This window comes from Rhizobium sp. K33, from assembly GCF_056501445.1.
The window spans coordinates 1,491,679-1,517,130 of sequence record NZ_CP096478.1 but is presented as its reverse complement, the minus strand read 5'-3'; the positions used below and the strand labels follow the sequence as shown (position 1 = coordinate 1,517,130).

The following is a 25,452-nucleotide window of genomic DNA, read 5'->3' as shown; positions in this document are numbered from 1 at the left end:
TGGACAAGGCTCGGAAGGCCGATCACTGCGCCTGAAGCGCCGGACCCGCCCGTTGAGTCATCTTCTCTTATCCGATGATCGGGAAAATACAATGACGGATCAGAAGCGAAATGAACGAAATCTAATCGATTTAAACTGCAACTGTCGGCGGCGCTTCCGGTTCAACCGATTGAAGCGCCGCCAACGAGGGTCACGCAGCCTTGGCGATGTCGTCGAAGGCAATCAGTTTTTCCAGCAGCCGGCGCATGTCGGTGATCTTGACCATGTTCGGGCCATCGGACGGCGCGTCGTCCGGATCCTGGTGCGTCTCGATGAAAAGGCCGCCTACGCCGACGGCAACAGCCGCGCGGGCCAGCGTCTCGACAAATTCGCGCTGACCACCCGAGGAGCCGCCCTGCCCGCCCGGCTGCTGGACCGAATGGGTGGCATCGAAGACGACAGGCGCACCCATGGCCGCCATGATCGGCAGCGAGCGCATGTCGGAGACGAGCGTGTTGTAGCCGAAGGACGCGCCGCGCTCGCAGAGCAGGACATTCGGGTTGCCGGTGCCGGTGATCTTGTTCAGAACGTTCTTCATGTCCCAAGGTGCCAGGAACTGGCCCTTCTTGACGTTGATCGCACGGCCGGTCTTGGCCGCCGCCACGAGAAGATCCGTCTGGCGGCAGAGGAAGGCCGGGATCTGCAGGACATCAACGGTCGGGGCGACCGCTGCGCATTGCTCTTCCGTGTGGATGTCGGTGAGGACGGGAACGCCGAACTCCTTCTTGATATCAGCAAAGACTTCCATTGCCTTTTCGAGGCCAATGCCGCGCTCGGCAGACAGCGAAGTGCGGTTCGCCTTGTCGAAAGAGGACTTGTAGACCAGGCCGAGGCCAAGCTCCTTGCAGAGTTCGACAAGCTGTCCGGCGATCATGAAGGCATGATCGCGACTTTCCATCTGGCAGGGGCCAGCGATCAGGGCGAAGCGGCCCTTCTGGGAGAAAACCGCCTTGGCCGAACCTTCACCGACCACGACTTCCGAATTGGGAGAAACGCTCATTTCAACTCCTCGAAGGCGAAGGTGACGCCTTGTCCTTTTTCCGGCGCGACAACGAGGCGCGCGCCAATCTTCTGATAGCCGACGCCATTAGCAGCGAGGGCTGCTTCTGTCACGCCGAGATCGGGAACGGCCACCACCACCGCCGCGCCGCGGAGACCGCGTTCAGTCTGGCCTAGCTTAACACCATAATGGGCCGAGAACCCCTCCGGCGTCAGAACATCAACGACCGCGTTCGTGGTGTTGAGGGACATGCCGAAGGAATGGGCCGTCACATCCCGCTGGTCGAGAACCGTTTCCAGGAAATACTGGAAGTCGCTCGGATTTTCCTCCACCAGAACGATCCGCGCGAGGCCCGCCGCACCATTGGCATGGACCAGAAGCGCGCCGCGATCGGCAGGGATCGGGTTCACGCGCTGGCAGCTGAAGGCGAAGAAGTCCGGCGCCCGGAGATCTGCCGCGAAGGCGAGCCGGAACGAACCTTCCGCCGTCCGCCCATCGGGAAACCGGAACTGCCGCGAGAAAGAGAGGATGGGACCGGCGCTCATCCCCTCGTCGCGGTAGAGCTGATCATCGGCTACCGCATCATCCGACTTGACGATGAGGGCGGACAAGCCTTCGCCGTGCCGGAAGCGAAAAGCCTGGTCGCGCGCCACGAACACATTGCCCGTGCGCGCTGCTTCCAGGCAGTCCTCGCGGCTCCCGACAGCCAGCGGCTCCAGATAGGTATCATCGGCGAAAAAGACGCAGGCATTTTCAGTGCCGAAGGGATGGCGTGCGTCGGTTGCGACGGTGAAGCCCAGCAGGCTCAGTCTCTCCCGGCTGGTCTCAAGATCGGTCACGGGCAGGACGAGATGATCGATCGCCCGCGGGCCAGACATGGAATTGGACATCATGGTTTCCTGTTTTCGGGCAAGATTTAGGAACTGCGCGATGGGCTTGAAAGGGCAGCGACCGCCTGTCGTAGCGCGTCGATTTCCTGGCGGGTTTCGCGCAACTCCGTCAGGACCTGCTCGTCGATCTTGTGATGCAGCGCCAGGACTTCAATCTCCGCCTTCAGGTTGATCTCGTAATCCTTCGCCGCCATGAAGCGATCACGCTCGGCCTGTCGGTTCTGGCTCATCATGATGATCGGCGCCTGGATGGCGGCCAACATGGAGAGGAGCAGGTTGAGGAAGATGAAGGGATAGGGATCGAGCGAGCGCGTCGCGAGAATCACCGTGTTCAGGATGACCCAGGCCGCGAGGAACACGAGGAAGCCGATGATGAAGCCCCAGGAGCCGCCGATCCGGGCGATGCCGTCCGCGAGGCGCTGACCGAAAGTGGCATGCGCGAGAAAATCCTCGCCGGCATTGGTCGAGACCGTCCGGCGCTCCCGCGCGCGTTTCAATACCTTCTTCTCCGCCGAGGACAGATCCGCCGCAGACTTACCCAGTAGAAGCTTTTCGATATCCTTCAGCATGCCGATGCGTCCTTGCGCGTGGATAGAGCCGCCACCTGCCTTGATGCCGCTCGACTGCGGCGAAATCGGCTCGTGTCAGTTCTATTTCTGCCGCCTATCGCATTTTCTCACCGGCTCTTCACGGAAATTTATCCCCTTGCGGAACACAAATGGAACAGATAGTGTCTGTTCTGGATTTGTTTCACCCTAGGGGCACCGCATATGCTGACGCGCAAGCAACAGGAACTGCTTCTTTTCATCCACGAGCGGATGAAAGAATCGGGCGTCCCGCCTTCCTTCGACGAGATGAAGGATGCGCTGGACCTCGCATCGAAATCCGGCATCCATCGCCTGATCACGGCGCTCGAGGAACGCGGCTTCATCCGCCGTTTGCCGAACCGCGCCCGCGCGCTCGAAGTGATCAAGCTTCCGGAGGCCTATTCACCGAGTATCCAGCCCCGCCGCGGCTTTGCCCCAAGCGTAATCGAAGGCAGCCTCGGCAAGACCCCGCCGGCGCCAACGCTGAGCAAACCGCCGGTCGAGGACAACAGCTCTTCCATTTCGGTGCCGGTCATGGGGCGGATTGCCGCTGGTGTGCCGATCTCGGCGATCCAGAACAACACGCATGACATCACGGTGCCCGCCGAGATGATCGGATCCGGGGATCACTATGCGCTCGAGGTCAAGGGCGATTCGATGATTGAGGCCGGCATTCTCGACGGCGACACGGTCATCATCCGCAACGCGTCCAATGCCAATCCCGGCGACATCATCGTGGCCCTCGTCGACGACGAAGAGGCAACGCTGAAGCGGTTCCGCCGTCGGGGTGCATCGATCGCTTTGGAGGCCGCAAACCCCGCCTACGAGACACGCATCTTCCCGCCGGACCGCGTCAAGATCCAGGGCAAGCTGGTCGGTCTCATTCGCCGCTATCACTGAGATCAGCGGCGGACGTTGGAGGCGTCGGTTCGGTTGGTCCCTGCCCTCGTGATGGGACGCCGTGTCGGGAGGCGGTCGACGCCGTGCGCCAGTCGTAGAGCCGGTGCGCCGTCCATGGTCTCGGCGCGCCGTCGAAGGATGACCTGACCATCAGTTTGTCAGGATTATCAGCGAGGCCGAAGACCTCGACCGCACCTGAGGCTCTGAGGCTTGTTTGTGAAAACAAGGTAGCGCCCGACCGGCAGGCTGTCATTCGGGTCCGTGCGGCAAGGACAACGATGCTTGCGCGATCACAGGCGAGGCCCAGAAGATCCGAGCGATCGATGGTGATCAGCAGTTTCCCGGTCGAGAGCTTCAAGACACAAGCCTGCTTGATGCAGACAAACCGGGTCGCCTGGGCTGCCGATGTGAGACGGTCGAAAGCGGCCTCCGCCTCTCTGGTCTGCACATCCGTCCACTCCTCGCCGATGCGCCAGTCCGGTGCCGGCGGCAGAGTTTCCGTGAGCATGCGAGGTGCGGTCGCAGCTTCATGCCCGAGCACCGGCTTCCATTGATCGAAGACAAAGGCCGGCGGGCGTAGTCTGTTGGTCGCGAAGCCTGATGTTTCCCCTGTGCCGGTCCAGACGCCGACGAGACGGCCGTCCTCGCTGATCATCAGCTCGCCAATCGATCTCGGTGCGGCCAGCCATGTCGCCGCCACCGTGACGGCGATCAACGCGGTGCCGGCATGCTTCAGGCGCGTGCGCAGCAAGGTCAGCAGCAACATCCCGGCAACAGTGCCAGGCAGAAACAAGAGGGGCAGACGCGGGAAGACATAGCCGCCGCCCCAGCCTGCCACCGTGTGCGCGACCTGCAGGACCAATTCGAGCCCCTGCCCCATGATCCAGAAGAAGGGCGCGTCGAGACCGAATGGCATCAGCAGCATGGCGATGAAGCCCGCCGGCATTACGACCAGCGAGATCAGGGGCATGGCGGCGAGATTGGCCTCCAGGCCATGGGTCGACAGGCGGTGGAAATGGGTGATGGCAAAGACTGCGGTGGCAAGCCCACCGATCAGCGAGGTCGCGAGCGTTCCACCGACGAAAGCAGCACCTCCGGCTGCCACGCGCCAGCCGAGGCCGCGGGCCGGCGGCAGGATCGCCCGCGGTCGGGCGCGCCAGCCGGCATAGCCTGCGATAAGCCCCGCGGTCGCTGCAAACGACATCTGGAAACTGGGTCCCATGACCGTCGACGGCTGCAGGCAAAGGATCGCGGTTGCCGCCAGCGCAAGATTGCGCAGGCTGATCGCGGGTCTGTCGAAGAGCACGGCAACCAGCATGATTGCTGTCATCAGATAGGCTCGCAGGGCCGAGACCTGATAGCCGGAGATCAACACGTATCCTGTTGTTGCAAGAAGCGCTCCGACAGCCGCGATTTTCTTGATTGGGTAACGCGCCGCGAGCACCGGCGCCAGACAGAGCAGCCCGCGAAGTCCAACGAAGAAAATCCCGGCCGCAAGCGCCATGTTGAGGCCCGAGATCGCCGTGATATGGGCGAGACCGGAGACCCGCAGAGCTTCCGTCGCCTCCTCGGACATGGACCGGCGTTCGCCCGTGATGATCGACGCTGCGAAGGCGCCGGGATCACCGGGCAGGATGCTTCGAATGCGGTTCGATATCTGGTCCCTGAGCGAGAAGAGTGCAGCATCGAATCGGGTGGAGAAACCGAGCTCGACCTCCATGTCTGCCGGCTCTCGGCTGGGCGGGCCCAGGAAGAAACCGACGGCACCGATGCCGGAAAAATAGCTTTGAAAGGCAAAGTCGTTGAGGCCAGGAAGCGCGGGTCCTGACGGAAGCGACAGGCGTGCCCGGCCGGTCAGGCGGTCGCCGATGGATGCAGGGACGTGTCTGCTGCGGGCCAGGAGGTTTGCCCGCACAGGCGGACGTCGCACCGTCGGTTCCACCGTTGACGTGATCCTCAGCGTGTAGCGCCATTCCCCGGTGGCACCCTGCTCTCTCCGCTCGACGACTCCCGTTACCGTGGTCACCAGTGGCTGATCAAGGATGACGGTCGCCAGCCGCCGCGTCTCCCATTCGGCGCATAGCATGCCCGCGACAAGCAGACAGGCGGCTCCAACGGACGCGTGAACCACCGTATCGCGGGTTGCGAGCAGGAGGGCGACCGCCAGAAGTGCAAGGGCCGGGCCAAGGACGATTGCCGCGGGCGGGCTCTCGATGCTGAACCAGAGTGCAGCACCGGCACCAAGGCAGACGGGCACGAAGAGGAAAAGATGTCCATGGTGCACCTCCTCGCTCACCGACCGTCTCACGGCGAGGTGCAGGCGCGCCAAACGGTCGCGGGCCTTCACAACCAGACCGGCTCCGGTGAGACGTTGTGGTGGTCGCGGATCAAGCGGGCGCAGGCTATCCGTTCGCGCCAGCCTCTCCGCCTGCACGAGCTCTCCGCCCCCCTGCCTTTCTGCCACGTCCACCATATGGTTTGCCCGGCCGGACACGCCCCATCCGCATCCAGGATAGGCCAAAACCGAAAGCAATCAAAGCGTGTAGAGCGGAGCGATTCTGCCGCCTATCCGGGCTTCAAACGATTAGAACCGATCGGTTCGATTGTTGCCGTTTTCGCGACGCACAATTTGCCCTTTGGATAGCTTGGCATTAACTTCGGTATCATATAGCTACATCACACGCTTAACCGATGGCGGCTTTTTCAAGACGCCTTCCCGCCAATACCGGAGGATCAGCATGACGGACAAAAGCGCTTCTTTGAAACTCGGGGACAAGACGGTCGACCTGAGCGTCAAGGCCGGCACGATCGGCCCTGACGTCATCGACATCGGCGCCCTTTACAAGCACACGGGTACGTTTACCTACGATCCGGGCTTTACGTCCACGGCATCCTGCGAGTCCAAGATCACCTATATCGACGGCGACGAAGGCACGCTTCTGCACCGCGGCTATCCGATCGAGCAGCTTGCCGAAAAGGGCGACTTCCTGGAAGTCTGCTACCTCCTGCTCTACGGCGAATTGCCGACGGCAGCGCAGAAGAAGGACTTCGACTATCGCGTCACGCACCACACTATGGTGCACGAGCAGATGACCAAGTTCTTCTCCGGTTATCGTCGTGACGCCCATCCGATGGCTGTCATGGTCGGCACCGTCGGCGCGCTCTCCGCCTTCTATCACGACTCGACCGACATCACGGATCCGCATCAGCGCATGGTCGCCTCGCTGCGCATGATCGCCAAGATGCCGACGATCGCCGCGATGGCCTATAAGTATCACGTCGGCCAGCCCTTCGTTTACCCGAAGAACGACCTCGACTACGCCTCCAACTTCCTGCGCATGTGCTTTGCCGTGCCTTGCGAAGAATATAAGGTGAACCCGGTTCTGGCGCGCGCCATGGACCGCATCTTCATCCTGCATGCCGATCACGAGCAGAATGCATCGACCTCGACCGTGCGCCTCGCCGGCTCGTCGGGTGCGAACCCGTTCGCCTGCATCGCAGCCGGCATCGCCTGCCTCTGGGGTCCTGCCCATGGTGGCGCGAACGAGGCGGCTCTCAACATGCTGATGGAAATCGGCTCGGTCGACCGCATTCCGGAATATATCGCCAAGGCCAAGGATAAGAACGATCCGTTCCGCCTGATGGGCTTCGGCCACCGGGTCTACAAGAACTACGACCCGCGCGCCAAGATCATGCAGAAGACGATGTATGAGGTTCTGGAAGCGACCGGTCACGGCGACGACCCGCTGATGAAGGTGGCGCTCGAGCTCGAAAAGATCGCGCTCAACGACCCCTACTTCATCGAGAAGAAGCTCTACCCGAACGTCGACTTCTACTCCGGCATCACGCTGCGTGCGCTCGGCTTCCCGACGACCATGTTCACCGTTCTCTTCGCGCTCGCCCGCACCGTCGGCTGGATCGCGCAGTGGAACGAAATGATCGAAGATCCGCAGCAGCGTATCGGTCGTCCGCGCCAGCTCTACACCGGCGCCCCGAAGCGCGACTACAAGCCGCTTTCGGACCGCTGAGTCCATTCCACATTTTGACACATCGAGAAGGCCGGCTCTGTCCGGCCTTCTTGCGTTTCGGGTCTCGGGACGGACGCTTTTGCGGCTCAAGCCGGTCAAACTCCCCGTGATGGATCCGCATTTCGCCGCTCCACGCCTTCAATTCCCGAAAGCTTTGTTCTAAGGAAGTCAACCTGCTTCGTCCCGGACGAAGATTTACAATGAGGTTTATGCGTCCCGATGCTCGTCTTCTTGAGAAAAGCTTCCCAAACCCTGTTCGCCAAGATCTTGCTTTTGCTGCTCGTCGTGTCCTTCGGCGTCTGGGGCGTCTCTGCCTCGCTGTTCAGCAATACGTCGGATACCGTGGTTGCCGTGGGTGACCAGACCGTCTCGTCCAACGACTTCGCCTTTGCCTATCAGCGGCAGGTCGCGGATATGAGCAGCCGGTTCGGGATGCAGCTCACCACCGAACAGGCACGTGCCTTCGGCATCGAAGCGCAGGTATTCTCGCAGCTTGCCGCCGGCGCGGCTCTCGACCAGCTCGCTGCCGACATGAATCTCGGTCTGTCCCAGGACCGCCTCGCCCAGCTGATTGCCGAGGATCCGGCCTTCAAGAACGCGGCCGGCAATTTCGATCGCGCCCTATTCTCGTCTCGCCTGCGCAGCGCAGGTCTGCGCGAGGACGACTATATCGAGGAGCGCTCGAAGGTCGCCATCCGGAGCCAGATCGTCGACGCCACGGCAGACGGTTTCGTCGCGCCAAAGGTGCTGGTAGATGCGCTCAAGACCTATCGTTACGAAAACCGTGACATCAACTATCTGCTGCTGACCAACGCCAATATCGAGCCGGTCAAGGCACCCGACGACGCAACGCTCGCCGCCTGGTTTGAGACCACCAAGTCCGGCTACCGCGCGCCGGAATATCGCAGCTTCAACTATGTGAAGCTCGAGCCTTCCGACATCGCCGATACGGCTGCCATCACCGACGAGCAGATCCGTGAAGACTATGAGCGCCGCAAGTCTTCCTACGAGATTGCCGGCACCCGTACGATCGAGCAGCTCTCGTTCGAAAGCCGCGAAATGGCGGAAGCCGCCCTGCAGGAACTGCAGAACGGCACCAGCTTCGACCAGCTGGTCGCAGACCAGGGCAAGACGGCCGGCGACGTGCTGCTGGGTGATTTCACCCGAGACCGCCTCCCCGACCCGGCTCTCGCCGAAGCAGCCTTTGCCGTGACGACCGAGGGCGGCACGACGCCGGTGGTCGAAGGTGCTCTTGGGCCCGTCATCCTGCGGATCACCAACATCAAGGAAGGCCGCACGCAGCCGCTCGAAGAGGTCAAGGAACAGATCCGCGAAGCGCTTGCCGAATCTGCCGCGATCGCGGACCTCACCGCCGTCCATGACCAGTTCGAAGACCTCCGTGCCGGTGGCTCGACGCTCAAGGAAGCCGCCGACCAGCTGAAGCTGACGACATCGACGGTCACGGACATCGATCGCCGCGGCCTCGACAACCGCGAGACAGAGGTCGCCGGCATTCCGGAGCGTGACAAGCTGCTGACGGAGGTGTTCCGCACGGAGATCGGCGTCGAGGCGCTGCCGGTCAACATGGGCAGCAACGGCTTCATCTGGTTCGAAGTCACCGATATCAAGCCGGAGCGCGACAGGGAACTCGCGGAAGTGCGCGAGAAGGCTGTCGCCGACTGGACTGCAGAGCAGCAGCGCATTGCGCTCGGCGCCAAGGCGGAGAGCCTGCGCAAGCGAATCGCCGACGGCGAAAAGCTCGAAGATATCGCGACTGAACTCGGTCTCGCCGTCGAAAGCAAGGCGGGCATTACCCGCCGCAGCGAGGATGCGGTGCTCGGCCCGACCGCGGTCACGGCGGCTTTCTCCGGCCCGCAGGGCACGGTTGTCACGGCATCCGGCGCTGATCCCTCCACGCAGATCCTGATGACGGTGACTGCCGTGCGTGATCAGCCCACGGGCGGCGTGCCGCTCACGGATGATGCGCAGATCGCCCAGGTTGCCAATGCAGCCGGTGACGACATCCTCGACCAGATGGTGGGGCAGTTGCAGTCGGAATACGGCGTGACGATCAATCAGGCGCTGGCCCAGCAGGCCATCGTCCGATAAGTCCGGCCAGAGGGGGAGCGGTAGAATGTCCGGGTTGAAGCCCTTCATCGCCAAGATCGCCACGCGCCAGCCGCTCACGCGGCAGGAGGCGAGCGACGCTTTCGAGATCCTGATGTCGGGCGAAGCCAGCATGGCCCAGGTGGGCGGCTTCCTGATGGGCCTGCGCGTGCGCGGCGAGACCGTCGATGAGATCGCCGGCGCCGTGTCTATCATGCGGCAGAAGATGGTGCCGGTGGATGCACCGGACGATGCAATCGACATTGTGGGCACCGGTGGCGATGGCACCAATACCTACAACATCTCGACGCTGGCGGCGCTGATCGTTGCCGGCGCCGGCGTGCCCGTTGCCAAGCACGGCAATCGCGCCCTGAGCTCGAAGTCGGGCACGGCGGATGCACTGTCGCAACTCGGCGTCAAGCTCGACATCGAGCCGGACATGATCTCGCGCTGCATCCGCGAGGCCGGGATCGGCTTCATGTTTGCGCAGCTGCATCATCCGGCCATGCGCCATGTCGGCCCTGCTCGCGTTGAACTCGGTGCGCGCACCATCTTCAACATTGTCGGCCCGCTTTCGAGCCCTGCCCGCGTGAAAAAGCAGCTCTTCGGCGTCTACTCGCCCGAGTGGTTGATCCCCGGCGCCGAGGCCCTGCGGGATCTGGGCCTGACCAGTGCCTGGGTCGTGCATGGCAGTGGTCTCGACGAGATCACCACCACGGGACCGAGCCAGGTCGCGGAGCTGAAGGACGGCGAAATTCGCAGCTTCGACCTCACGCCCGATGATTTCGGCGTCGAGACCGTCTCGCTGGATGCCATCCGCGGTGGCGACGGCGCTGTCAACGCAGCAGCACTTCGCGACGTTCTTGGCGGGGCGAAAACGCCCTATCGCGATGTCGCTCTCTGCAATGCAGCCGCATCGCTGATCGTCGCCGGCAAGGCCAAGGACGTCACGGAGGGCATGCATCTCGCCAGCCAGTCGCTCGACACGGGCAGTGCCGCGCGCGCACTCGAGACGCTGATCACCATTTCCAATTCGGCCGCACAGGGGTAAGTTCAGACCATGACCGACATCCTGAAGCGCATCGAAACCTACAAGCGGGAAGAAATCGCGGCCGCGAAGGCGGCCGTCTCTCTGTCCGAGCTCAAGGACCGGATCGCCGCCCAGGAGGCGCCACGCGGTTTTCACCGTGCGCTGGTGCGTGCCCGCGATGAAGGTCGCTTCGGACTGATTGCCGAAATCAAGAAGGCAAGCCCTTCGAAGGGGCTGATCCGCCCCGATTTCGATCCGCCGTCCCTCGCCGCCGCCTATGAGGCCGGTGGCGCCGCCTGCCTGTCCGTCCTGACCGACAAGCCAAGCTTCCAGGGTGCGCCGGAATTTCTCACCGCTGCCCGCCAGGCCTGTGCGCTCCCCGCGCTGCGCAAGGACTTCATGTTCGATGCCTATCAGGTCTATGAGGCACGCGCCTGGGGCGGCGATTGCATCCTGCTGATCATGGCGTCGCTCTCTGACGATCAAGCCGCTGAACTCGAAGGCGTTGCTTTCGAGCTCGGCATGGATGTGCTCGTTGAAGTGCATGACGCCGAAGAGATGGAGCGGGCGCTGAAGCTCAAGTCGCCACTGGTCGGCATCAACAATCGTAACCTTCGCACCTTCGACGTCAGCCTGACCGTCAGCGAGGAACTGGCACCGATGGTGCCGGCGGATCGCCTGCTCGTCGGTGAAAGCGGCATCTTCACCTTTGAAGACTGCCAGCGCCTTCAGGCCTCCGGCATCACGACCTTCCTCGTTGGCGAAAGCCTGATGCGCAAGGACGACGTCGCCCAGGCCACGCGCATGCTGCTGACCGGCAAGCCCGGCGCATTGGCGGCGGAATGAACGGCGAGGCAAAAGGCCTGACACATATCGGCGCGTCTGGCGAGGCGCATATGGTCGATGTGTCGGCCAAGGAAGACACGGTTCGGGTGGCCGTGGCCGAAGGCTTTGTCAGAATGAAGCCGGAGACCCTTGCGGTCATTCGCGACGGCAATGCCAAGAAGGGCGATGTCATCGGCACCGCCCGGATCGCCGGCATCATGGCCGCCAAGCAAACGTCCAATCTGATTCCTCTGTGCCATCCGCTGATGCTCTCGAAAGTGACCGTCGATATCGTCGAGGATGCTGGTCTGCCCGGCCTGCGTGTGGAGGCCACCGTCAAGCTCACCGGCAAGACCGGCGTCGAGATGGAGGCGCTGACAGCTGTCTCCGTGACCTGCCTGACGATCTATGACATGGCGAAAGCCGTCGACAAGACCATGGAAATCGGCGGTATCCGGGTCATGGAAAAGAGCGGCGGCAAATCCGGCGACTTCCGCCATCCGGAGCGGGTCTGATGTCGCTTCTGCCGGTCGAAGACGCCCTGGCACGGCTTTTGGCTGCCGCCGTTCCGATCAGCGACAGGCAAGAGGTTTCGCTGCACGAGGCCAATGGACGAGTGCTCGCAGCAGACCTCAAGTCGCGCCTGACCCAGCCACCCTTTGATGCCTCCGCCATGGACGGTTATGCCCTTCGCGCGTCCGACGCGGCCGAGATCGGATCGATCCTGACGGTCATCGGGGAATCGGCCGCGGGGCATGGCTATGCCGGCGAGGTGGGTCCCGGACAGGCTGTCCGGATTTTCACCGGGGCCCCCGTTCCCTCGGGTGCCGACAGCATCCTCCTGCAGGAAGATGCAGAAAAGCTCGACGATGGACGCATCCGCACGACCTTTGCGGTGAGTGCCGGACGACATATCAGGCCGCGGGGGCAGGACTTCGCTGAGGGCGATGCCGCACTCTTCGCCGGTATCCGGCTCGACTATCGGCATCTGACGCTTTTGGCAGCCATGAATCACGCGACGCTCTCCGTCTATCGGCGGCCGCGTGTCGCGATCCTCGCGACCGGGGACGAGCTGGTGCCGCCCGGCAGCCAACCCGGTCCGAGCCAGATCATCGGTTCGAACACATTCGGGATTGCGGCCCTTGCGCGTGACAATGGAGCAGAGGTGCTCGATCTGGGGATCGTCCCCGATGACCGTGAACTTCTGTATCAGGCGATCGAGCGCGCTCGGTCCAGCGGCGCCGACGTGCTGGTGACGCTGGGTGGTGCCTCGGTCGGCGATCATGATCTCGTGCAGTCGACACTCGTCGCAGCCGGCATGCAGCTCGATTTCTGGCGGATCGCCATGCGGCCCGGCAAGCCGCTGATGGTCGGGCGGCTGGACGGCATGCAGGTGCTCGGCCTTCCCGGCAATCCGATCTCGAGCCTCGTCTGCGGCCTGCTGTTCCTGGAACCACTTCTCGCGCATCTCGGGCGCCAGAAGGTCCGGGAGCGCATGACCACGGCGCGTCTGGTCAATGCCCTGCCCGTCAACGACAAGCGGCAGGACTATGTGCGTGCGCGGCTCTCTGACGCCAATGACGGCATTCGGCGGGTCGAGAGCTTCGGCAAGCAGGATTCCTCGATGATGCGGATCTTCTCGCAGTCCGACTGCCTGATCGTGCGCCCGCCGCATGCGCCAGCGGCGGACGCCGGCGAACTCGTGCCGGTGATGCTGCTCGATCGGTAACCTTTGGGGCAAGATCAGAGCGTGGAGGCGGCCCCATCGGCGTCCGAGGCGGCGTCTTCCAGTCCATACTGGCGCTTGATCAGCGCTGCGATCTCGTCCTCGATGGCCTCGCGATCTTCCTTCGGCATTTCGGCGAGCGCTTCTTCCGTCAGGCCGTTGTCCTCGAGATACTGGTCCCTGATGCGCTCGGCGAGCGACTTGCGGCTTTCTTCCTGGAACTCAGACCTCAAGGCATCCCGCTTCAGGGCCAGTTCTTCCGCGTCCTTGTCGAAGTAGACACCGGCCTGCATCTGCCAGAGCGAGGTCTTGAGGCCGGTTGCGGATTGGTCACTCTCCGGGGCCCTCGCGGTTGAACTGGCTTCCCCGGCTGCAAAGCCGGGCGCAGCGGTCGTCGCCTGCTTCTCCCGAGCTGCGTAGGTCGGCATATAGTACGGGTTTTCACCGATGCGCATGATCACCTCCTTGTTGTCCTCGGATTAGATCGCAGCACTTGCGCAGGGCTGGAACGAAAAGACCCGGCGCGAGGCCGGGTCTTGAGACTGTCGATGGTCGTTGCAATCAGACGAGGCGGCTCTGCTCCAGCGCCGCACCGATGAAGCTCGCGAAAAGCGGGTGCGGATCGAGCGGACGCGACTTCAGTTCCGGATGGTACTGCACGCCGATGAACCAGGGATGGTCAGGATACTCGACCGTTTCTGGCAGCAGGCCGTCCGGCGACATGCCGGAGAAGACCAGACCGCAGGATTCAAGACGCTCCTTGTAGTCGACATTGACCTCGTAACGATGGCGGTGGCGCTCGGAGATATCCTCGGAGCCATAGATCTCGGAGATCTTGGTGCCCTTCTTCAGCGAGGCCTTGTAGGCGCCGAGGCGCATGGTGCCACCGAGATCTCCGGCTGCGGAGCGCTTCTCGAGCTCATTGCCCTTCATCCATTCGGTCATGAGGCCGACGACAGGCTCTTCGGTCTTGCCGAATTCCGTCGACGAGGCGTTCTCGATGCCAGCCAGATGACGCGCGGCTTCGACGACCGCCATCTGCATGCCGAAGCAGATGCCGAAGTAAGGAACCTTGCGCTCGCGTGCGAACTGAGCTGCGAGGATCTTGCCTTCCGATCCACGCTCGCCGAAACCGCCGGGCACGAGGATGCCGTTGACCTTTTCAAGCCATGGCGACGGATCTTCCTTTTCGAAGATCTCCGACTCGATCCATTCGAGCTTGACCTTGACCCGATTGGCGATGCCACCGTGATAGAGGGCTTCGATCAGCGACTTGTAGGCGTCCTTGAGGCCGGTGTACTTGCCGACGATTGCAATCGTGACTTCGCCTTCCGGCGTGCGGATACGGTTGCAGACCTCTTCCCAGGCGTCCAGACGCGGCTTCGGCGCCGGCTCGATACCGAAGGCGGCCAGGACTTCGTTGTCGAGGCCTTCCTTGTGATAGGCCATCGGCACGTCGTAGATATTGGCGACGTCGAGAGCCTGGATCACGGCGCTTTCGCGCACGTTGCAGAACAGCGAGAGCTTGCGGCGCTCGGCCTGCGGGATCTCGCGGTCAGCACGCACCAGCAGGATGTCGGGATGGATGCCCAGCGCCTGCAGTTCCTTGACCGAATGCTGGGTCGGCTTGGTCTTCAGCTCGCCGGCTGCCGGGATGTAGGGCATCAGGGTCAGGTGGACGTAAACGGCCGTGCCGCGTGGCAGGTCGTTGCCGAGCTGGCGGATCGCTTCCATGAAGGGCATGGCTTCGATGTCGCCGACGGTACCGCCGATCTCGCAGATGACGAAGTCGTAGTCGTCATTGCCTTCGACCACGAAATCCTTGATCTCGTTGGTGACATGCGGAATGACCTGGACGGTCGCGCCGAGATAGTCGCCGCGACGTTCCTTGTCGATGATGTTCTTGTAGATGCGACCGGTGGTGATGTTGTCGGTCTTGGTGGCCGAACGCCCCGTGAAGCGTTCGTAGTGACCGAGATCGAGGTCGGTCTCGGCGCCGTCATCGGTGACGAAGACTTCGCCGTGTTGAGTCGGGCTCATGGTGCCCGGGTCAACGTTCAAGTAGGGGTCCAGCTTGCGCAGACGAACGCGGTAACCCCGCGCCTGCAACAATGCTCCGAGTGCCGCGGCCGCAATTCCTTTGCCAAGAGAGGAAACCACGCCGCCAGTGATGAATACATATCGCGCCATGGGCTTCACCGGATACCGTTTCAGATTCGATTCCGCCAGCCCAAATCGGGCTTGTCCCACATTTTTCGTGAGCTCGGCGGAATATGGACAAAAGAAAACCGGCGGACCCTGGAGCCCGCCGGAGTGATGAAAGTCGTTCCGATCAGTTGTTCGGAACGGCGTTGGGGTCTGCTGCCGGAGCCGGCGTGGCCGGGGCTGCAGGTGTCTCTGCCGGTGCGGTCGGCGTGGACGCGGCCGGTGCAGAGGTCGACGGCTGAGCCGGAGCTGCGCCCGGAAGCTGGTCGAGAACGCTGCCGCCGCTGCCTTGCGTCGTGCCGTTGCCTGCCGGGATCCGGTCGAGGATGTCGGTCGGACGGGACTCGTAACGGGCGAGAATGCCGAGTGCGAGCGAGATCACGAAGAACAGTGTTGCCAGGATGGCCGTGGTGCGGGTCAGAGCATTCGCCGTGCCGCGCGCCGACATGAAGCCCGATCCACCGCCGATCCCGAGGCCACCGCCTTCCGAGCGCTGGATGAGGACGACGCCGATCAGGGCGACGACGACCATGAGGTAGATAACGAGCAATACGGTCTGCATGGAATGTCCATCCTGCCCAATGGGGGCAAAATCAATGAGGTTGGCGGCTCTTTACATGAGAGGAACGGGCATTGAAAGCCCCTCTCCCGCTTTTGCGCGCATTCGCGCTCAGGCGGTCAGTTCCTCGTAGACCCGGTATATGGCGAGGAAATCCTGCGCCTTCAAGCTCGCGCCACCGATCAGCGCACCGTCCACATTCTCGACCGCCATCAATTCCCTGGCGTTGGACGGCTTTACGGAACCGCCATAGAGAATGCGCATCTTCTTGCCCGCATCGCCGAAGCGCTTCACGAGTTCGGCGCGCAGGAAGGCGTGCGCTTCCGCCACGTCGGCAACGGTCGGCGTCAGCCCCGTGCCGATCGCCCAGACGGGTTCGTAGGCAATGACCGTGCGTTCGGCCGTGGCGCCATCGGGAACGGAGCCCGCCAGCTGGCGTTTCAGGATATCGAGTGTCTGTCCGGACTTGCGCTCGTCTGCGGTCTCGCCGATGCAGATGACGGCGGTCAGATCGGCAGCATAAGCGGCTTCGGCCTTGGCACGCACCAGATGGTCGGTCTCGGCATGGTCGGTGCGGCGCTCGGAATGGCCGACGATAACATGGGTGCCGAAGCAGTCGGCGATCATCTCGGCTGCCAGGTCGCCGGTATGGGCGCCGGAGGCGTTCTGATGGCAATCCTGCGCGCCAATCTGCAGGGGGCTGTCCGTGCAAAGCGCGGTCGCGACGTAAAGCAGCGTTGCCGGCGGGCAGATCAGGCTTTCCACCTTTTCGGAGAGAGGCCCCTGCACACCTTCGGCGATCGCCTTGATCTGATCGAGCGAAGCCCGTGTGCCGTTCATCTTCCAATTGCCCGCAACAAGCGGACGTACATCCGGTGTCATGTCGTCTCTACCCCTATTTCGCTTCTGCGAAGTAGCAAATCTGAGCCCGGAAGGAAAGATTGCGCTATCGTATTGGCCTGTTTATCGGGCGACATGGTGAAAATGTGAACCTTCGGCGCCCGGAATACCGACAGGGAGCCCCGCACTCAGCGGATCAACCAGTTCAGCACCGACCGCCAGTCCGTCATGCGAACCGGTGTGCCATGGGAGCCGGTTTCGAACAGCGTGAAGCGCACCGGTTGGCCTGCGTTTCTCAGCTTGCTGTAGATCGCGATCTGGTCCTCTGCCGCATAGACGCTGTCGCGGCTCCCATGGGTGAACCAGATCGGCAGTCTGGCCTTGGCAGCAGCGCTCTTCGGTAGGGCTGGATCCGGCGCTCCGCCGAGGATGGCCATCCCTGCGAGCTTCGACACCGCCTCGGCATCGCGGGAGATGCCCCAGCAAATGAAACTGCCCATGGAGGCGCAGGCGAGCACCACGGGCCTGCCGCCGGACTGCGTCGAGGCATGAGCAATGAGGGCGGCGATGTCAGCCACGCCCTTCTCGTCGAAACTTCTGACCGAAGGAGCATAATAGGTGCCGCCAGATTCGGCCGCGAGGTTCTTCAGGCGATTGAAGTTGCCGCCGAAGCTGATGTCGTTGAGCCCCAGGCGCCGGTCCCCGCCTCGGCCGTGGATGAAGATGACGGTAAAGGCCTGGCCCTGATCCTGCCCCACGCGTCCAACCTCCAGCGGCCCGGTCGGGAGCGGCAGCGTCTGGTTCTCCTGGACGCGGCGGACCTTCAGAGAGACATAACGGTCCTTCACCCGCCGTTCCGGAATGCTGTCACGGCCATTGATGTCCCGCATTTCATCATAGTCCACTACCATGAAGTCGCCGCTGTCCCGGCTTTCCAGCACGGTCTGCGCCGAGAAAAGGTCATCCTTGAAGGGCCCGATCACATCCGCACTGGCACTTGCCGGCAACAGAAACGGAAAGAGAACGCAGGAAATCGCCGCAATGCGGAAATGAGCTGTGGACATCTGCATGGAAGATGGGTTTCCTCTCGGCTCGCGCTTGCCTTCGCGAAATGCGCCACGCAAAGCTGGCCCGAATTCAACATGCGCCGGCTCTATGGCCCTTCGCGCCTGCCCAGCCTTTCTGGCACAATCCGACCGATTCGCAGATGCGACGGGCCTGATGCGGCGGCATTATGAAGGTGCCGCGAAGCCGGCATCAAACAGCAACAGAGTATCGAACGACGCCATGGACGACAACGATCTCTTTTCCGGCATGCCGCTTTCCCAGAAGGTCGAGGCCGAGCCGACGCCAGCACCGGTCGCGCAGCCCGCGCCACGGGCGGCACCGGCTGCGCCTGCCTCGACGGGCGGGGACGATTACGGTGCCTCCTCGATCCGCGTGCTGGAAGGCCTCGAGCCCGTGCGCATGCGCCCGGGCATGTATATCGGCGGCACCGACGAGAAGGCGCTGCACCACCTCTTTGCCGAAGTCATCGACAACTCGATGGACGAGGCGGTTGCCGGTCACGCTAATTTCATCGACGTGCATCTGGATGCCCAGGGCTTCTTGACTGTCACCGACAACGGCCGCGGTATTCCCGTCGAGCTGCATCCACAGGTGCCGGGCAAGTCGACGCTCGAAGTCATCATGACAAAGCTGCATGCCGGCGGCAAATTCGACGGCAAGGCTTATGAGACCTCCGGCGGTCTGCACGGTGTCGGCGTTTCCGTCGTCAACGCGCTCTCGGACCTGCTCGAGGTCGAGGTCGCGCGCAATCGCAAGCTCTATCGTCAGACCTTCTCGCGCGGCATCCCGCAGGGCGGTCTCGAAGAGCTGGGCGAAGTGCACAACCGCCGCGGCACGCGCGTTCGTTTCCATCCGGATCCGCAGATCTTCGGGGATCATGCGAAATTCGATCCCGGCCGGATCTTCCGCATGGCGCGGTCGAAGGCATATCTCTTCGGCGGCGTCGAAATCCGCTGGTCCTGCGATCCCGGCATGGTGCCCGAGGGCGGCGATATTCCGGAAAAGGCCGTCTTCCACTTCCCCGGTGGCCTAAAGGACTATCTCGCCGCGACCCTCGGCAAGGATTTCACGGTCACGCGCGAAATCTTCGCCGGCAAGACCGAAAAGACCGGTGGCCACGGCGCGCTGGAATGGGCGATCACCTGGTACGGCGGCGATCCGCAGGTGCATTCCTATTGTAACACGATCCCGACGCCCGAAGGCGGAACGCATGAGGCCGGCCTCCGTATTGCACTGACCAAAGGCCTCAAGAACTATGCCGAGTTGACCCAGAACAAGCGGGCCCAGCAGATCACCACTGATGACGTGATGATTTCGGCGGTCGGCATGCTCTCCGTCTTCATCCGCGAGCCGGAATTCGTCGGCCAGACGAAGGACAAGCTCGCGACCGTCGAGGCCCAGCGCATCGTCGAAAATGCGCTCCGCGATCCTTTCGACCATTACCTGGCCGGCAACCCGAACGAAGCGGCAAAGCTGCTCGACTGGGTGATCGAGCGTGCGGAAGAGCGCCTTCGCCGGCGCAAGGAAAAGGAAGTCAACCGCAAGTCGGCCGTGCGCAAGCTGCGCCTGCCCGGCAAGCTGGCTGACTGCTCGCAGAACACCGCAGAAGGTGCCGAACTCTTTATCGTCGAAGGGGACTCGGCCGGCGGCTCGGCCAAGCAGGCCCGCAACCGCGCCAATCAGGCGATCCTGCCTCTGCGCGGCAAGATCCTGAACGTCGGCTCGGCAAGCCGCGAGAAGCTGATGGCCAACCAGCAGATCGCCGATCTCATCCAGGCGCTCGGTTGCGGCACCCGGACGAAGTATCGCGAGGAAGACCTTCGCTACGAACGCATCATCGTCATGACGGATGCCGATGTCGACGGTGCGCATATCGCATCGCTTCTCATCACCTTCTTCTACCAGGAAATGCCCGAGCTGATCCGCGGCAACCATCTCTATCTCGCCGTGCCGCCGCTTTATGTCATCCGCCAGGGGGCAAAGACGGTCTATGCGCGCGACGATGCGCACCGGGCCGAACTGATGGAAACCGTCTTCAAGGGCAAGAAGGTCGAAATCGGCCGCTTCAAAGGTCTCGGTGAAATGATGCCGGCGCAGCTCAAGGAGACGACCATGGATCCCGCCAAGCGCACGCTTCTGAAGGTCGAGATCGACGAGGTCGACTTCGAGGGCACGCGCGATGCGGTCGATGCCCTGATGGGCACCAAACCCGAAGCCCGTTTCCGCTTCATCCAGGACCGCGCCGCCTTCGCGGAGAACCTCGACATCTGAGGCGGATCGGCCGTGTCCTATCGGCCGACCGCTTGTTTCCCGCTTGAGAATGCTCCATATGCAGGGCAGTTTAAACGGGACACTTCAGATTGTGAGCCAGGCTGATATTCCGACCTCGTCGAAAGGGCCACGTTGGCTTGGTCAGGCGACGGCCAACCGCATCGCCTTGATCACGCCGATCTCGGTGGCACGCTGGCTGCTGGTGCTGATCGGCATCGCGGCCATCTACTTCTTCCATGGCTTTCTGGTGCCGGTGCTCGCGGCCCTCGTCATCGCCTTTGCGAGCTGGCCGCTCTACCGGCGCCTGCTTGATCGCATCGGCGGCAACACGACGCTTGGTGCGACCTTCGCGCTGCTCTTCATCCTGGCTTTCCTGATTATCCCCATCGGCATTGCGATCTCCTATGCCGTCGAAGAAATCCGGCAGTGGATCAGCTGGGCCGTGGAAGCCAATACGACGGGTGCGCCGCCGCCGGGCTGGATCCTGGCGCTGCCGCGGGTCGGCGAGTGGCTGGGGGCGAAGTGGACCGAGCATATCGGCCAGCCCGGCGCGATCGGTGAACTGATTCAGATCGTCAGTGGCGCCAATATCGGCAATATCTATCGTGCCGTGATTGCGGCGGGCGATGGTCTCTTCCACCTGCTCCTGACCCTGCTCTTCATGCTGATCGCGCTCTTCTTCGTCTATCGCGACGGCGCGAACTTCGCCCGGCAGCTGGACCTGCTCGGCGAGCGCATTCTGCCCAACCGCTGGGAGCGCATCTCCCGCGTCGTGCCGGCAACGATCAGCTCGACGGTCACAGGCATGACGCTGATCGCGATCGGCGAAGGCATCGTGCTCGGGATCGCCTACTGGCTGGCTGGTGTCCCCTCGCCCGTCACGCTTGGCGTCATCACGGGCGTCATGGCTCTGATCCCCGGCGGCGCGCCTTTGTCGTTCACGCTGGTATCGATCTACCTCGTCGCCAGTGGCGCCATGATCGAAGGCGTCGCCCTGTTCATCTGGGGATCGGTCGAGCTTTTCATCGTCGACAAGACGGTGCGCCCGCGCCTCGTCGGCGGCCCGATCAAGCTGCCTTTCCTGCCCACCTTCTTCGGTCTCGTCGGCGGGGTGAAGACCATGGGGTTCCTCGGGCTCTTCATCGGCCCGGTTCTGATGGCACTGCTTGTCTCCATCTGGCGCGAGTGGATCCGCGAAGTGGAACTTGCCGACGACGCCATGGCGGACGGAGAGCAGGGCGAACTCGATTTCGTGGCGGAGCCAGAGGTCGAGAGCAGAAGAGTGTCTGCGGGGTAGAGAACCGGCTTAGCGCCTCCTTCAGGTTGCCTGCGGATTGCAGTTTGCCTCAAGCGGAGCGCCTTGCTTTGGCTCCAATCCTCTGTTTGCTCTAGACGCAGAAGATCACCTGCGGAGCCGCCCGATGAAGACTGCCCTGATCATGATGACGATCCTCGGCTGTGACGATAGCGTCAGCCAGTGCGCGTTCGTGGAGACTGCTCCGGAACGCTTCGTCTCCATCGAGCTTTGCAATGCCGCATCGGAAAACGTGCTCGGCCGCTACACGCATATCGGCTACCCGACCGCCGTCGCCGTCTGCCAGATGCCGCCGCCTGAGATTACCGAGGCGCTCGCGCCCCAGTCACCGGCGCAGCCGGGCGAAGACGCCGTCATCAAGCCGACGGAAGAGCAGGAAACAACGCTCAAGGACAGAGCGATCGATGCCGTGCGCGAAGTCCTTCCCGGCAAGGCCGCGATCAAGATGATCTTCGAGAAGCCGATCCACGTGGTCTCGGAAAGCTATTCCTGGGTGGCGAAGAAGATCACGCCCTGACGATCAGGCCGCGGCCAGGGCGAAGCCACTGGCGTAATCGCGGGCGAGGCGCCGTTCCTCGGCAATCGCCATCCGCTCGACCATGTCGATCAACACCCGGGCCGAATCGCTCAGATCGTTGTCGCCGCGATAGCGGGCGACCAGCCGGTGGGCGATGTGGTCGAGCTCGAATCCCTCGGCAGACTGGATGAGATTGCGCCACAGCATGACGGCGTCGACGAAGATCGGGCTCAGGTCGCGGGCGAGCCCTGCCGATTCCAGAAGCGCGCGGACCGCGTGGAAGCGCCCGGTTGCCAGGATCGAACGGACCCGCCGCTCGTCGAGACCCGAAATCGCAACGATGGCCGACGAGAAGAAGTCCGTGCGGCCGGCACACAACGCATGCATGAGGAAGGCCGGGCTCAGACGTCCGGCAAGGCGCAGCTGGTCGGTCAAGCGCGCCAGTTCCTCGCCATGCACGTCGGCGAGAAGAGCAATCGTCGCGCAGTCGCCGGCTTCACGGGCAATCCGCTCAATCCGTCTGCTGCCAACCGCGCCGATGACCAGTTCGGAGCCCGCAAGCGCGTCAGCCACGAACTGGACCAGAAGCTGACGGATGCCGCTGGTCAGGTCGTCCCGATCCAAGAGCAATGACCGGATGCGTTCGCAATGGCCATGGCGCTCTGCGATACGGCGCAGCGTGAAGGTCGTCAGGCGCGCACGGGGGTTCTCGAGCAGGACCTCCAGTTCGGCGGCGTCGCCGATCTCGGCAAGGGCTGCTGCGACGCCGATGCTGACCTCGCTCCGGGCGGCGATCAGCGCCCGCGTCTCCACGGTTCCACGACCGGCGATATCGACGAGATCGGCGTCCGCCAGCACCGGCGAATAGAGAATGACGATGGAGGCAATTTCGGGCTGGTCTTCCGCGAGCGAGACCATGATCGCACGCGGAGCGCCAGCTTCGCGGGCCAGAACCTCTGCCAGGGCCATGCGCACCTGCGGCGCCGGATCATCGAGCAGATAGGTCATTGCCATCTGCGCGGCGTGTCGTTCTTCCGGCGCCATGTCTGATTTCAGGTAAGCACGTGCGAGCGCGTTCGCTGCGCGCGCCCGCTCCTGCGATTTCGCCGTTTCGACCCATTTGAGAAAAGCTGCAACGATCAAAGTCGAACCCACTCGCCACCCGTATACACCCGAAGAATTCGGTGTCTCGGACAGTAGGATCAAAGTGTTTAAGAAACGTTCACCACGTTCATTAACCATCGCTGCTGCAATACCCCCGAATGATCACAGCGTTCATAATTAGGATGATCAGCCGCGCTGGCTCGGGCGTTTCAGCTCGAACACGGGACCCATGCCGGCGTAATCCATGTAGCCCAGGCGCATGATGGGGTCCGCCGAAGCGAGATCGAATCGCCCGCCGCGGATCATGGCCTCCGCTATGTGTATACCGACCACCTGGCCGAACACGGCGTGGCTGTCGGTTTCATTGCCGTCCATATCTGGCAGAGTGAGAACCTTTGTCACGCGGCACTCGAGCGCGGCGACCGCCTCGCCGACATAGGGCGCGTCGACCAGTTTGCCGGCGGCAGCGGTCAAACCGGCCAGGGTGAATTCGTCCGTCTCATAGGAGACAGCGGCAGACGAGGCATTCATCTGATCGAGAAGCGAGCGGCTGACGAAGCTTGCGGTAAAGACGCCTGTCTCTTGCACATTTCGCAGACTGTCTTTGCGACCACTCGACGAGAACATCACCATCTTCGGCTTGTCGCCGACGGCATTGAAGAAGGAATAGGGAGAGAGGTTGCGGCTGCCGTCCCTGCCCTTCGTGCCGATCCAGCCGATCGGCCGGGGCGCAACGATCGCCTTGAACGGGTCGTGCGCCATGCCATGGGCATTCGATTCGGTGTCGTAGAACATCAATCCTCGCCACCCTGCCAGGTTACTACATCCGCAAGTGCCGGACGCGGGCGCTCGACGATGGGGAACTCTGTCGAGCCGATATGGATGAAACCGGCAACCTTCTCGCCAGGCTTCACGCCGAGCAACGGATAGGCGCGCTCATCGAAGGCGAACCACTCGGACAGCCAGTTCGAGACATAGCCGTGCGCGTTGGCGGCCATCAGAAGATTAAGGCAGACGGCACCGGCGGACATCACCTGCTCCCATTCCGGGATCTTCGCATGGGGAGCAGCGGTTGAAATGACGGCGATGACAACGGGCGCCCGGGTAAAGCGGGTGCGCTCGACCTGGATCATCTCGTCGGAAAGCGCCGGGTTCTTCTCGAGCGCCATCTTCAGCAGTTCCTCGCCAATGCGGGCCCGTTCGTTGCCGCGATAGACGACGAAGCGCCAGGGCGCGAGCTTGCCATGATCAGGAACACGCACGGCCAGCGAGAGAATCGCTTCGATTTCTGCCCTGTCCGGGCCCGGCTCGCACATCTGGAAAGCAGGCGTGGAACGACGAACTGCGAGATAATCGAGCAGTTTGATATCTTTTTTCATTTTCTTGATACCTTCATAGGCCTTGGCAGGTTCGGCAGTCTTGAAATTGCCATGCGGTTCGGTTTGAAGTGGCCGGCATTGGGAAGGAAGTCAACACACAGTGCATCGTATGCTCCCTCAACGTGGTTTCATTGGTCTGCTGCTTGGGCTCCTCGTGGCCGTCGCCGCGACAGCGCCCGCCGCCGCTCAGGAAGCGTTCGAAACCTTCAAGCAGCTCAACGGCTCGACCAAGATGCCGAAGCTGAAGGCGTTTTCCGCACCGGGTCTCGGTGCCATTGCCAATGTGACCCAGGGGCGCAGCGTCAAGCTCGACGCCAAGCTGACCAACGAAGGCGAGCCCATGCAGCACGGGTTGTCCTGGCGCGTGTTCAGCCCGATCCCGGGCGCTGACGGCAAGCTACCATTGCTGGCCAGCGCCGAGGGTGGATCGGCCGCCTTCCAACTCGCGCCCGGCGACTATTTCGTCAACGTCTCCTTCGGGCGCGCGGGTGCAACCAAGAAGCTCAACGTGCCGGTCGAGGGCGATGTCGCCGATCAGATCCTGGTGCTCGATGCCGGTGGCATGTCCCTCAATGCGATCTCGGGTGCCGACACGCATATTCCGGACAAGCAGCTGAGCTTCGATATCTATTCCTCTGAAGTGCGGGAAGACGGCGAACGCGGGCTTGTCCTGGCCGACGTCAAGCCGAACACGATCGTTCGGCTGAATGCCGGAACCTATCATGTCGTTTCGGAATACGGCTCGATCAATGCCGTCGTCCGCGCGGATATCTCTGTCGAGGCCGGCGAATTGACGGAAGCGACGATCCAGCATCGCGCTTCTCAAGTCGGCTTCAAGCTCGTCTCGGAAGAAGGCGGTGAAGCGATTGCCGATACCGCCTGGTCCGTCCTGACCTCGGGTGGCGATATCGTTGCCGAAAGTGTCAGCGCTTTCCCGGTCATGGTCCTGGCCGAAGGCCAGTATACGGCCGTGGCGCGCAACAAGGACGAGATCTTCCAGAAGGACTTCGAGGTGAAGGCCGGCGCCAATATGGACGTCGAACTGCTTCTCGACCAATCCTGA

23 protein-coding genes are annotated in these 25,452 nt (G+C 62.6%); 11 read left to right on the top strand and 12 right to left on the bottom strand.

Going from position 1 to position 25,452, the window contains the following annotated elements; all coding sequences use genetic code 11:
- Positions 1 to 190: 190 nt before the first annotated feature.
- From kdsA to M1E12_RS07600, 3 genes are read right to left on the bottom strand one after another with little or no spacing between them, the layout of a single operon-like run.
- Positions 191 to 1,039, bottom strand: a complete 849-nt coding sequence (gene kdsA, locus M1E12_RS07610) for a 3-deoxy-8-phosphooctulonate synthase (protein ID WP_479564253.1) — start codon at positions 1,037 to 1,039, stop codon at positions 191 to 193.
- Complete coding sequence (locus M1E12_RS07605) at positions 1,036 to 1,929, bottom strand: VOC family protein (protein WP_479564851.1); 894 nt, start codon at positions 1,927 to 1,929, stop codon at positions 1,036 to 1,038. Before M1E12_RS07605 ends, kdsA begins: the two co-directional genes overlap by 4 nt.
- 26 nt (positions 1,930 to 1,955) lie before the next feature.
- The gene (locus M1E12_RS07600) at positions 1,956 to 2,498 is read right to left on the bottom strand and encodes a DUF1003 domain-containing protein (RefSeq protein ID WP_113461276.1); all 543 of its coding nucleotides are present in this window, start codon (positions 2,496 to 2,498) and stop codon (positions 1,956 to 1,958) included.
- A gap of 201 nt (positions 2,499 to 2,699) precedes the next feature.
- Here M1E12_RS07600 and lexA point away from each other — a divergent pair, with 201 nt between their 5' ends.
- Complete coding sequence (gene lexA / locus M1E12_RS07595; protein ID WP_136540738.1) at positions 2,700 to 3,416, top strand: transcriptional repressor LexA; 717 nt, start codon at positions 2,700 to 2,702, stop codon at positions 3,414 to 3,416.
- Here the strand turns inward: lexA and M1E12_RS07590 are convergent.
- Positions 3,397 to 5,712 carry a ComEC/Rec2 family competence protein gene (locus M1E12_RS07590; RefSeq protein ID WP_479564252.1) on the bottom strand — a complete coding sequence of 772 codons (2,316 nt, stop codon included), beginning with the start codon at positions 5,710 to 5,712 and terminating at the stop codon, positions 3,397 to 3,399. The genes lexA and M1E12_RS07590 overlap by 20 nt on opposite strands.
- Before the next feature lie 442 nt (positions 5,713 to 6,154).
- Here M1E12_RS07590 and gltA point away from each other — a divergent pair, with 442 nt between their 5' ends.
- From gltA to M1E12_RS07560, 6 genes are all read left to right on the top strand, one after another.
- Entirely contained in the window at positions 6,155 to 7,444 is a 1,290-nt protein-coding gene (gltA, locus tag M1E12_RS07585) for a citrate synthase (RefSeq protein WP_113461273.1), read from the top strand.
- A 219-nt stretch (positions 7,445 to 7,663) separates the two neighbouring features.
- Positions 7,664 to 9,553, top strand: a complete 1,890-nt coding sequence (locus tag M1E12_RS07580) for a peptidylprolyl isomerase (protein ID WP_479564251.1) — start codon at positions 7,664 to 7,666, stop codon at positions 9,551 to 9,553.
- 25 nt (positions 9,554 to 9,578) lie between these two features.
- Complete coding sequence (gene trpD, locus M1E12_RS07575) at positions 9,579 to 10,601, top strand: anthranilate phosphoribosyltransferase (RefSeq protein ID WP_310238887.1); 1,023 nt, start codon at positions 9,579 to 9,581, stop codon at positions 10,599 to 10,601.
- 9 nt (positions 10,602 to 10,610) lie between these two features.
- Positions 10,611 to 11,426, top strand: coding sequence for an indole-3-glycerol phosphate synthase TrpC (gene trpC, locus M1E12_RS07570; protein WP_479564250.1), 816 nt, complete (start codon positions 10,611 to 10,613; stop codon positions 11,424 to 11,426).
- Positions 11,423 to 11,920: a cyclic pyranopterin monophosphate synthase MoaC gene (moaC, locus tag M1E12_RS07565; RefSeq protein ID WP_479564249.1), complete on the top strand. Its 498-nt coding sequence runs from the start codon at positions 11,423 to 11,425 to the stop codon at positions 11,918 to 11,920. The genes trpC and moaC overlap by 4 nt, the downstream gene beginning before the upstream one ends.
- Positions 11,920 to 13,134, top strand: coding sequence for a molybdopterin molybdotransferase MoeA (locus tag M1E12_RS07560; RefSeq protein WP_479564248.1), 1,215 nt, complete (start codon positions 11,920 to 11,922; stop codon positions 13,132 to 13,134). Before moaC ends, M1E12_RS07560 begins: the two co-directional genes overlap by 1 nt.
- A gap of 14 nt (positions 13,135 to 13,148) precedes the next feature.
- Here M1E12_RS07560 and M1E12_RS07555 read toward each other — a convergent pair whose 3' ends face one another.
- The 5 genes from M1E12_RS07555 to M1E12_RS07535 form a co-directional block, all read right to left on the bottom strand.
- Entirely contained in the window at positions 13,149 to 13,586 is a 438-nt protein-coding gene (locus tag M1E12_RS07555) for a hypothetical protein (RefSeq protein ID WP_479564247.1), read from the bottom strand.
- A gap of 106 nt (positions 13,587 to 13,692) precedes the next feature.
- Positions 13,693 to 15,330, bottom strand: a complete 1,638-nt coding sequence (locus tag M1E12_RS07550; protein ID WP_479564246.1) for a CTP synthase — start codon at positions 15,328 to 15,330, stop codon at positions 13,693 to 13,695.
- A gap of 133 nt (positions 15,331 to 15,463) precedes the next feature.
- On the bottom strand, positions 15,464 to 15,898 hold the full coding sequence (secG, locus tag M1E12_RS07545) for a preprotein translocase subunit SecG (protein ID WP_479564245.1): 435 nt from the start codon (positions 15,896 to 15,898) through the stop codon (positions 15,464 to 15,466).
- Positions 15,899 to 16,006: 108 nt separating this feature from the next.
- The gene (gene tpiA / locus M1E12_RS07540; protein WP_136540722.1) at positions 16,007 to 16,777 is read right to left on the bottom strand and encodes a triose-phosphate isomerase; all 771 of its coding nucleotides are present in this window, start codon (positions 16,775 to 16,777) and stop codon (positions 16,007 to 16,009) included.
- Positions 16,778 to 16,923: 146 nt separating this feature from the next.
- Positions 16,924 to 17,799 carry an alpha/beta fold hydrolase gene (locus M1E12_RS07535; protein WP_479564850.1) on the bottom strand — a complete coding sequence of 292 codons (876 nt, stop codon included), beginning with the start codon at positions 17,797 to 17,799 and terminating at the stop codon, positions 16,924 to 16,926.
- A gap of 223 nt (positions 17,800 to 18,022) precedes the next feature.
- On the opposite strand from M1E12_RS07535, the gene parE reads away from it, so the two are divergent.
- The 3 genes from parE (at position 18,023) to M1E12_RS07520 (ending at position 21,906) form a co-directional block, all read left to right on the top strand.
- Entirely contained in the window at positions 18,023 to 20,074 is a 2,052-nt protein-coding gene (parE, locus tag M1E12_RS07530; RefSeq protein ID WP_136540718.1) for a DNA topoisomerase IV subunit B, read from the top strand.
- Positions 20,075 to 20,132: 58 nt separating this feature from the next.
- Positions 20,133 to 21,371, top strand: coding sequence for an AI-2E family transporter (locus tag M1E12_RS07525; RefSeq protein ID WP_479564244.1), 1,239 nt, complete (start codon positions 20,133 to 20,135; stop codon positions 21,369 to 21,371).
- A gap of 124 nt (positions 21,372 to 21,495) precedes the next feature.
- Positions 21,496 to 21,906 (top strand): hypothetical protein, encoded by a 411-nt coding sequence (locus tag M1E12_RS07520; RefSeq protein ID WP_479564243.1) that lies wholly within the window; start codon positions 21,496 to 21,498, stop codon positions 21,904 to 21,906.
- A 3-nt stretch (positions 21,907 to 21,909) separates the two neighbouring features.
- Here the strand turns inward: M1E12_RS07520 and M1E12_RS07515 are convergent, their stop codons facing one another.
- The 3 genes from M1E12_RS07515 to M1E12_RS07505 form a co-directional block, all read right to left on the bottom strand.
- The gene (locus M1E12_RS07515; protein WP_479564849.1) at positions 21,910 to 23,049 is read right to left on the bottom strand and encodes a DUF2336 domain-containing protein; all 1,140 of its coding nucleotides are present in this window, start codon (positions 23,047 to 23,049) and stop codon (positions 21,910 to 21,912) included.
- Between the two features lie 147 nt (positions 23,050 to 23,196).
- Positions 23,197 to 23,805, bottom strand: coding sequence for a flavin reductase family protein (locus tag M1E12_RS07510; RefSeq protein ID WP_479564242.1), 609 nt, complete (start codon positions 23,803 to 23,805; stop codon positions 23,197 to 23,199).
- Positions 23,805 to 24,389 carry a nitroreductase family protein gene (locus tag M1E12_RS07505; RefSeq protein ID WP_479564241.1) on the bottom strand — a complete coding sequence of 195 codons (585 nt, stop codon included), beginning with the start codon at positions 24,387 to 24,389 and terminating at the stop codon, positions 23,805 to 23,807. Before M1E12_RS07505 ends, M1E12_RS07510 begins: the two co-directional genes overlap by 1 nt.
- A gap of 109 nt (positions 24,390 to 24,498) precedes the next feature.
- On the opposite strand from M1E12_RS07505, the gene M1E12_RS07500 reads away from it, so the two are divergent.
- Positions 24,499 to 25,452: a hypothetical protein gene (locus tag M1E12_RS07500; RefSeq protein WP_479564848.1), complete on the top strand. Its 954-nt coding sequence runs from the start codon at positions 24,499 to 24,501 to the stop codon at positions 25,450 to 25,452.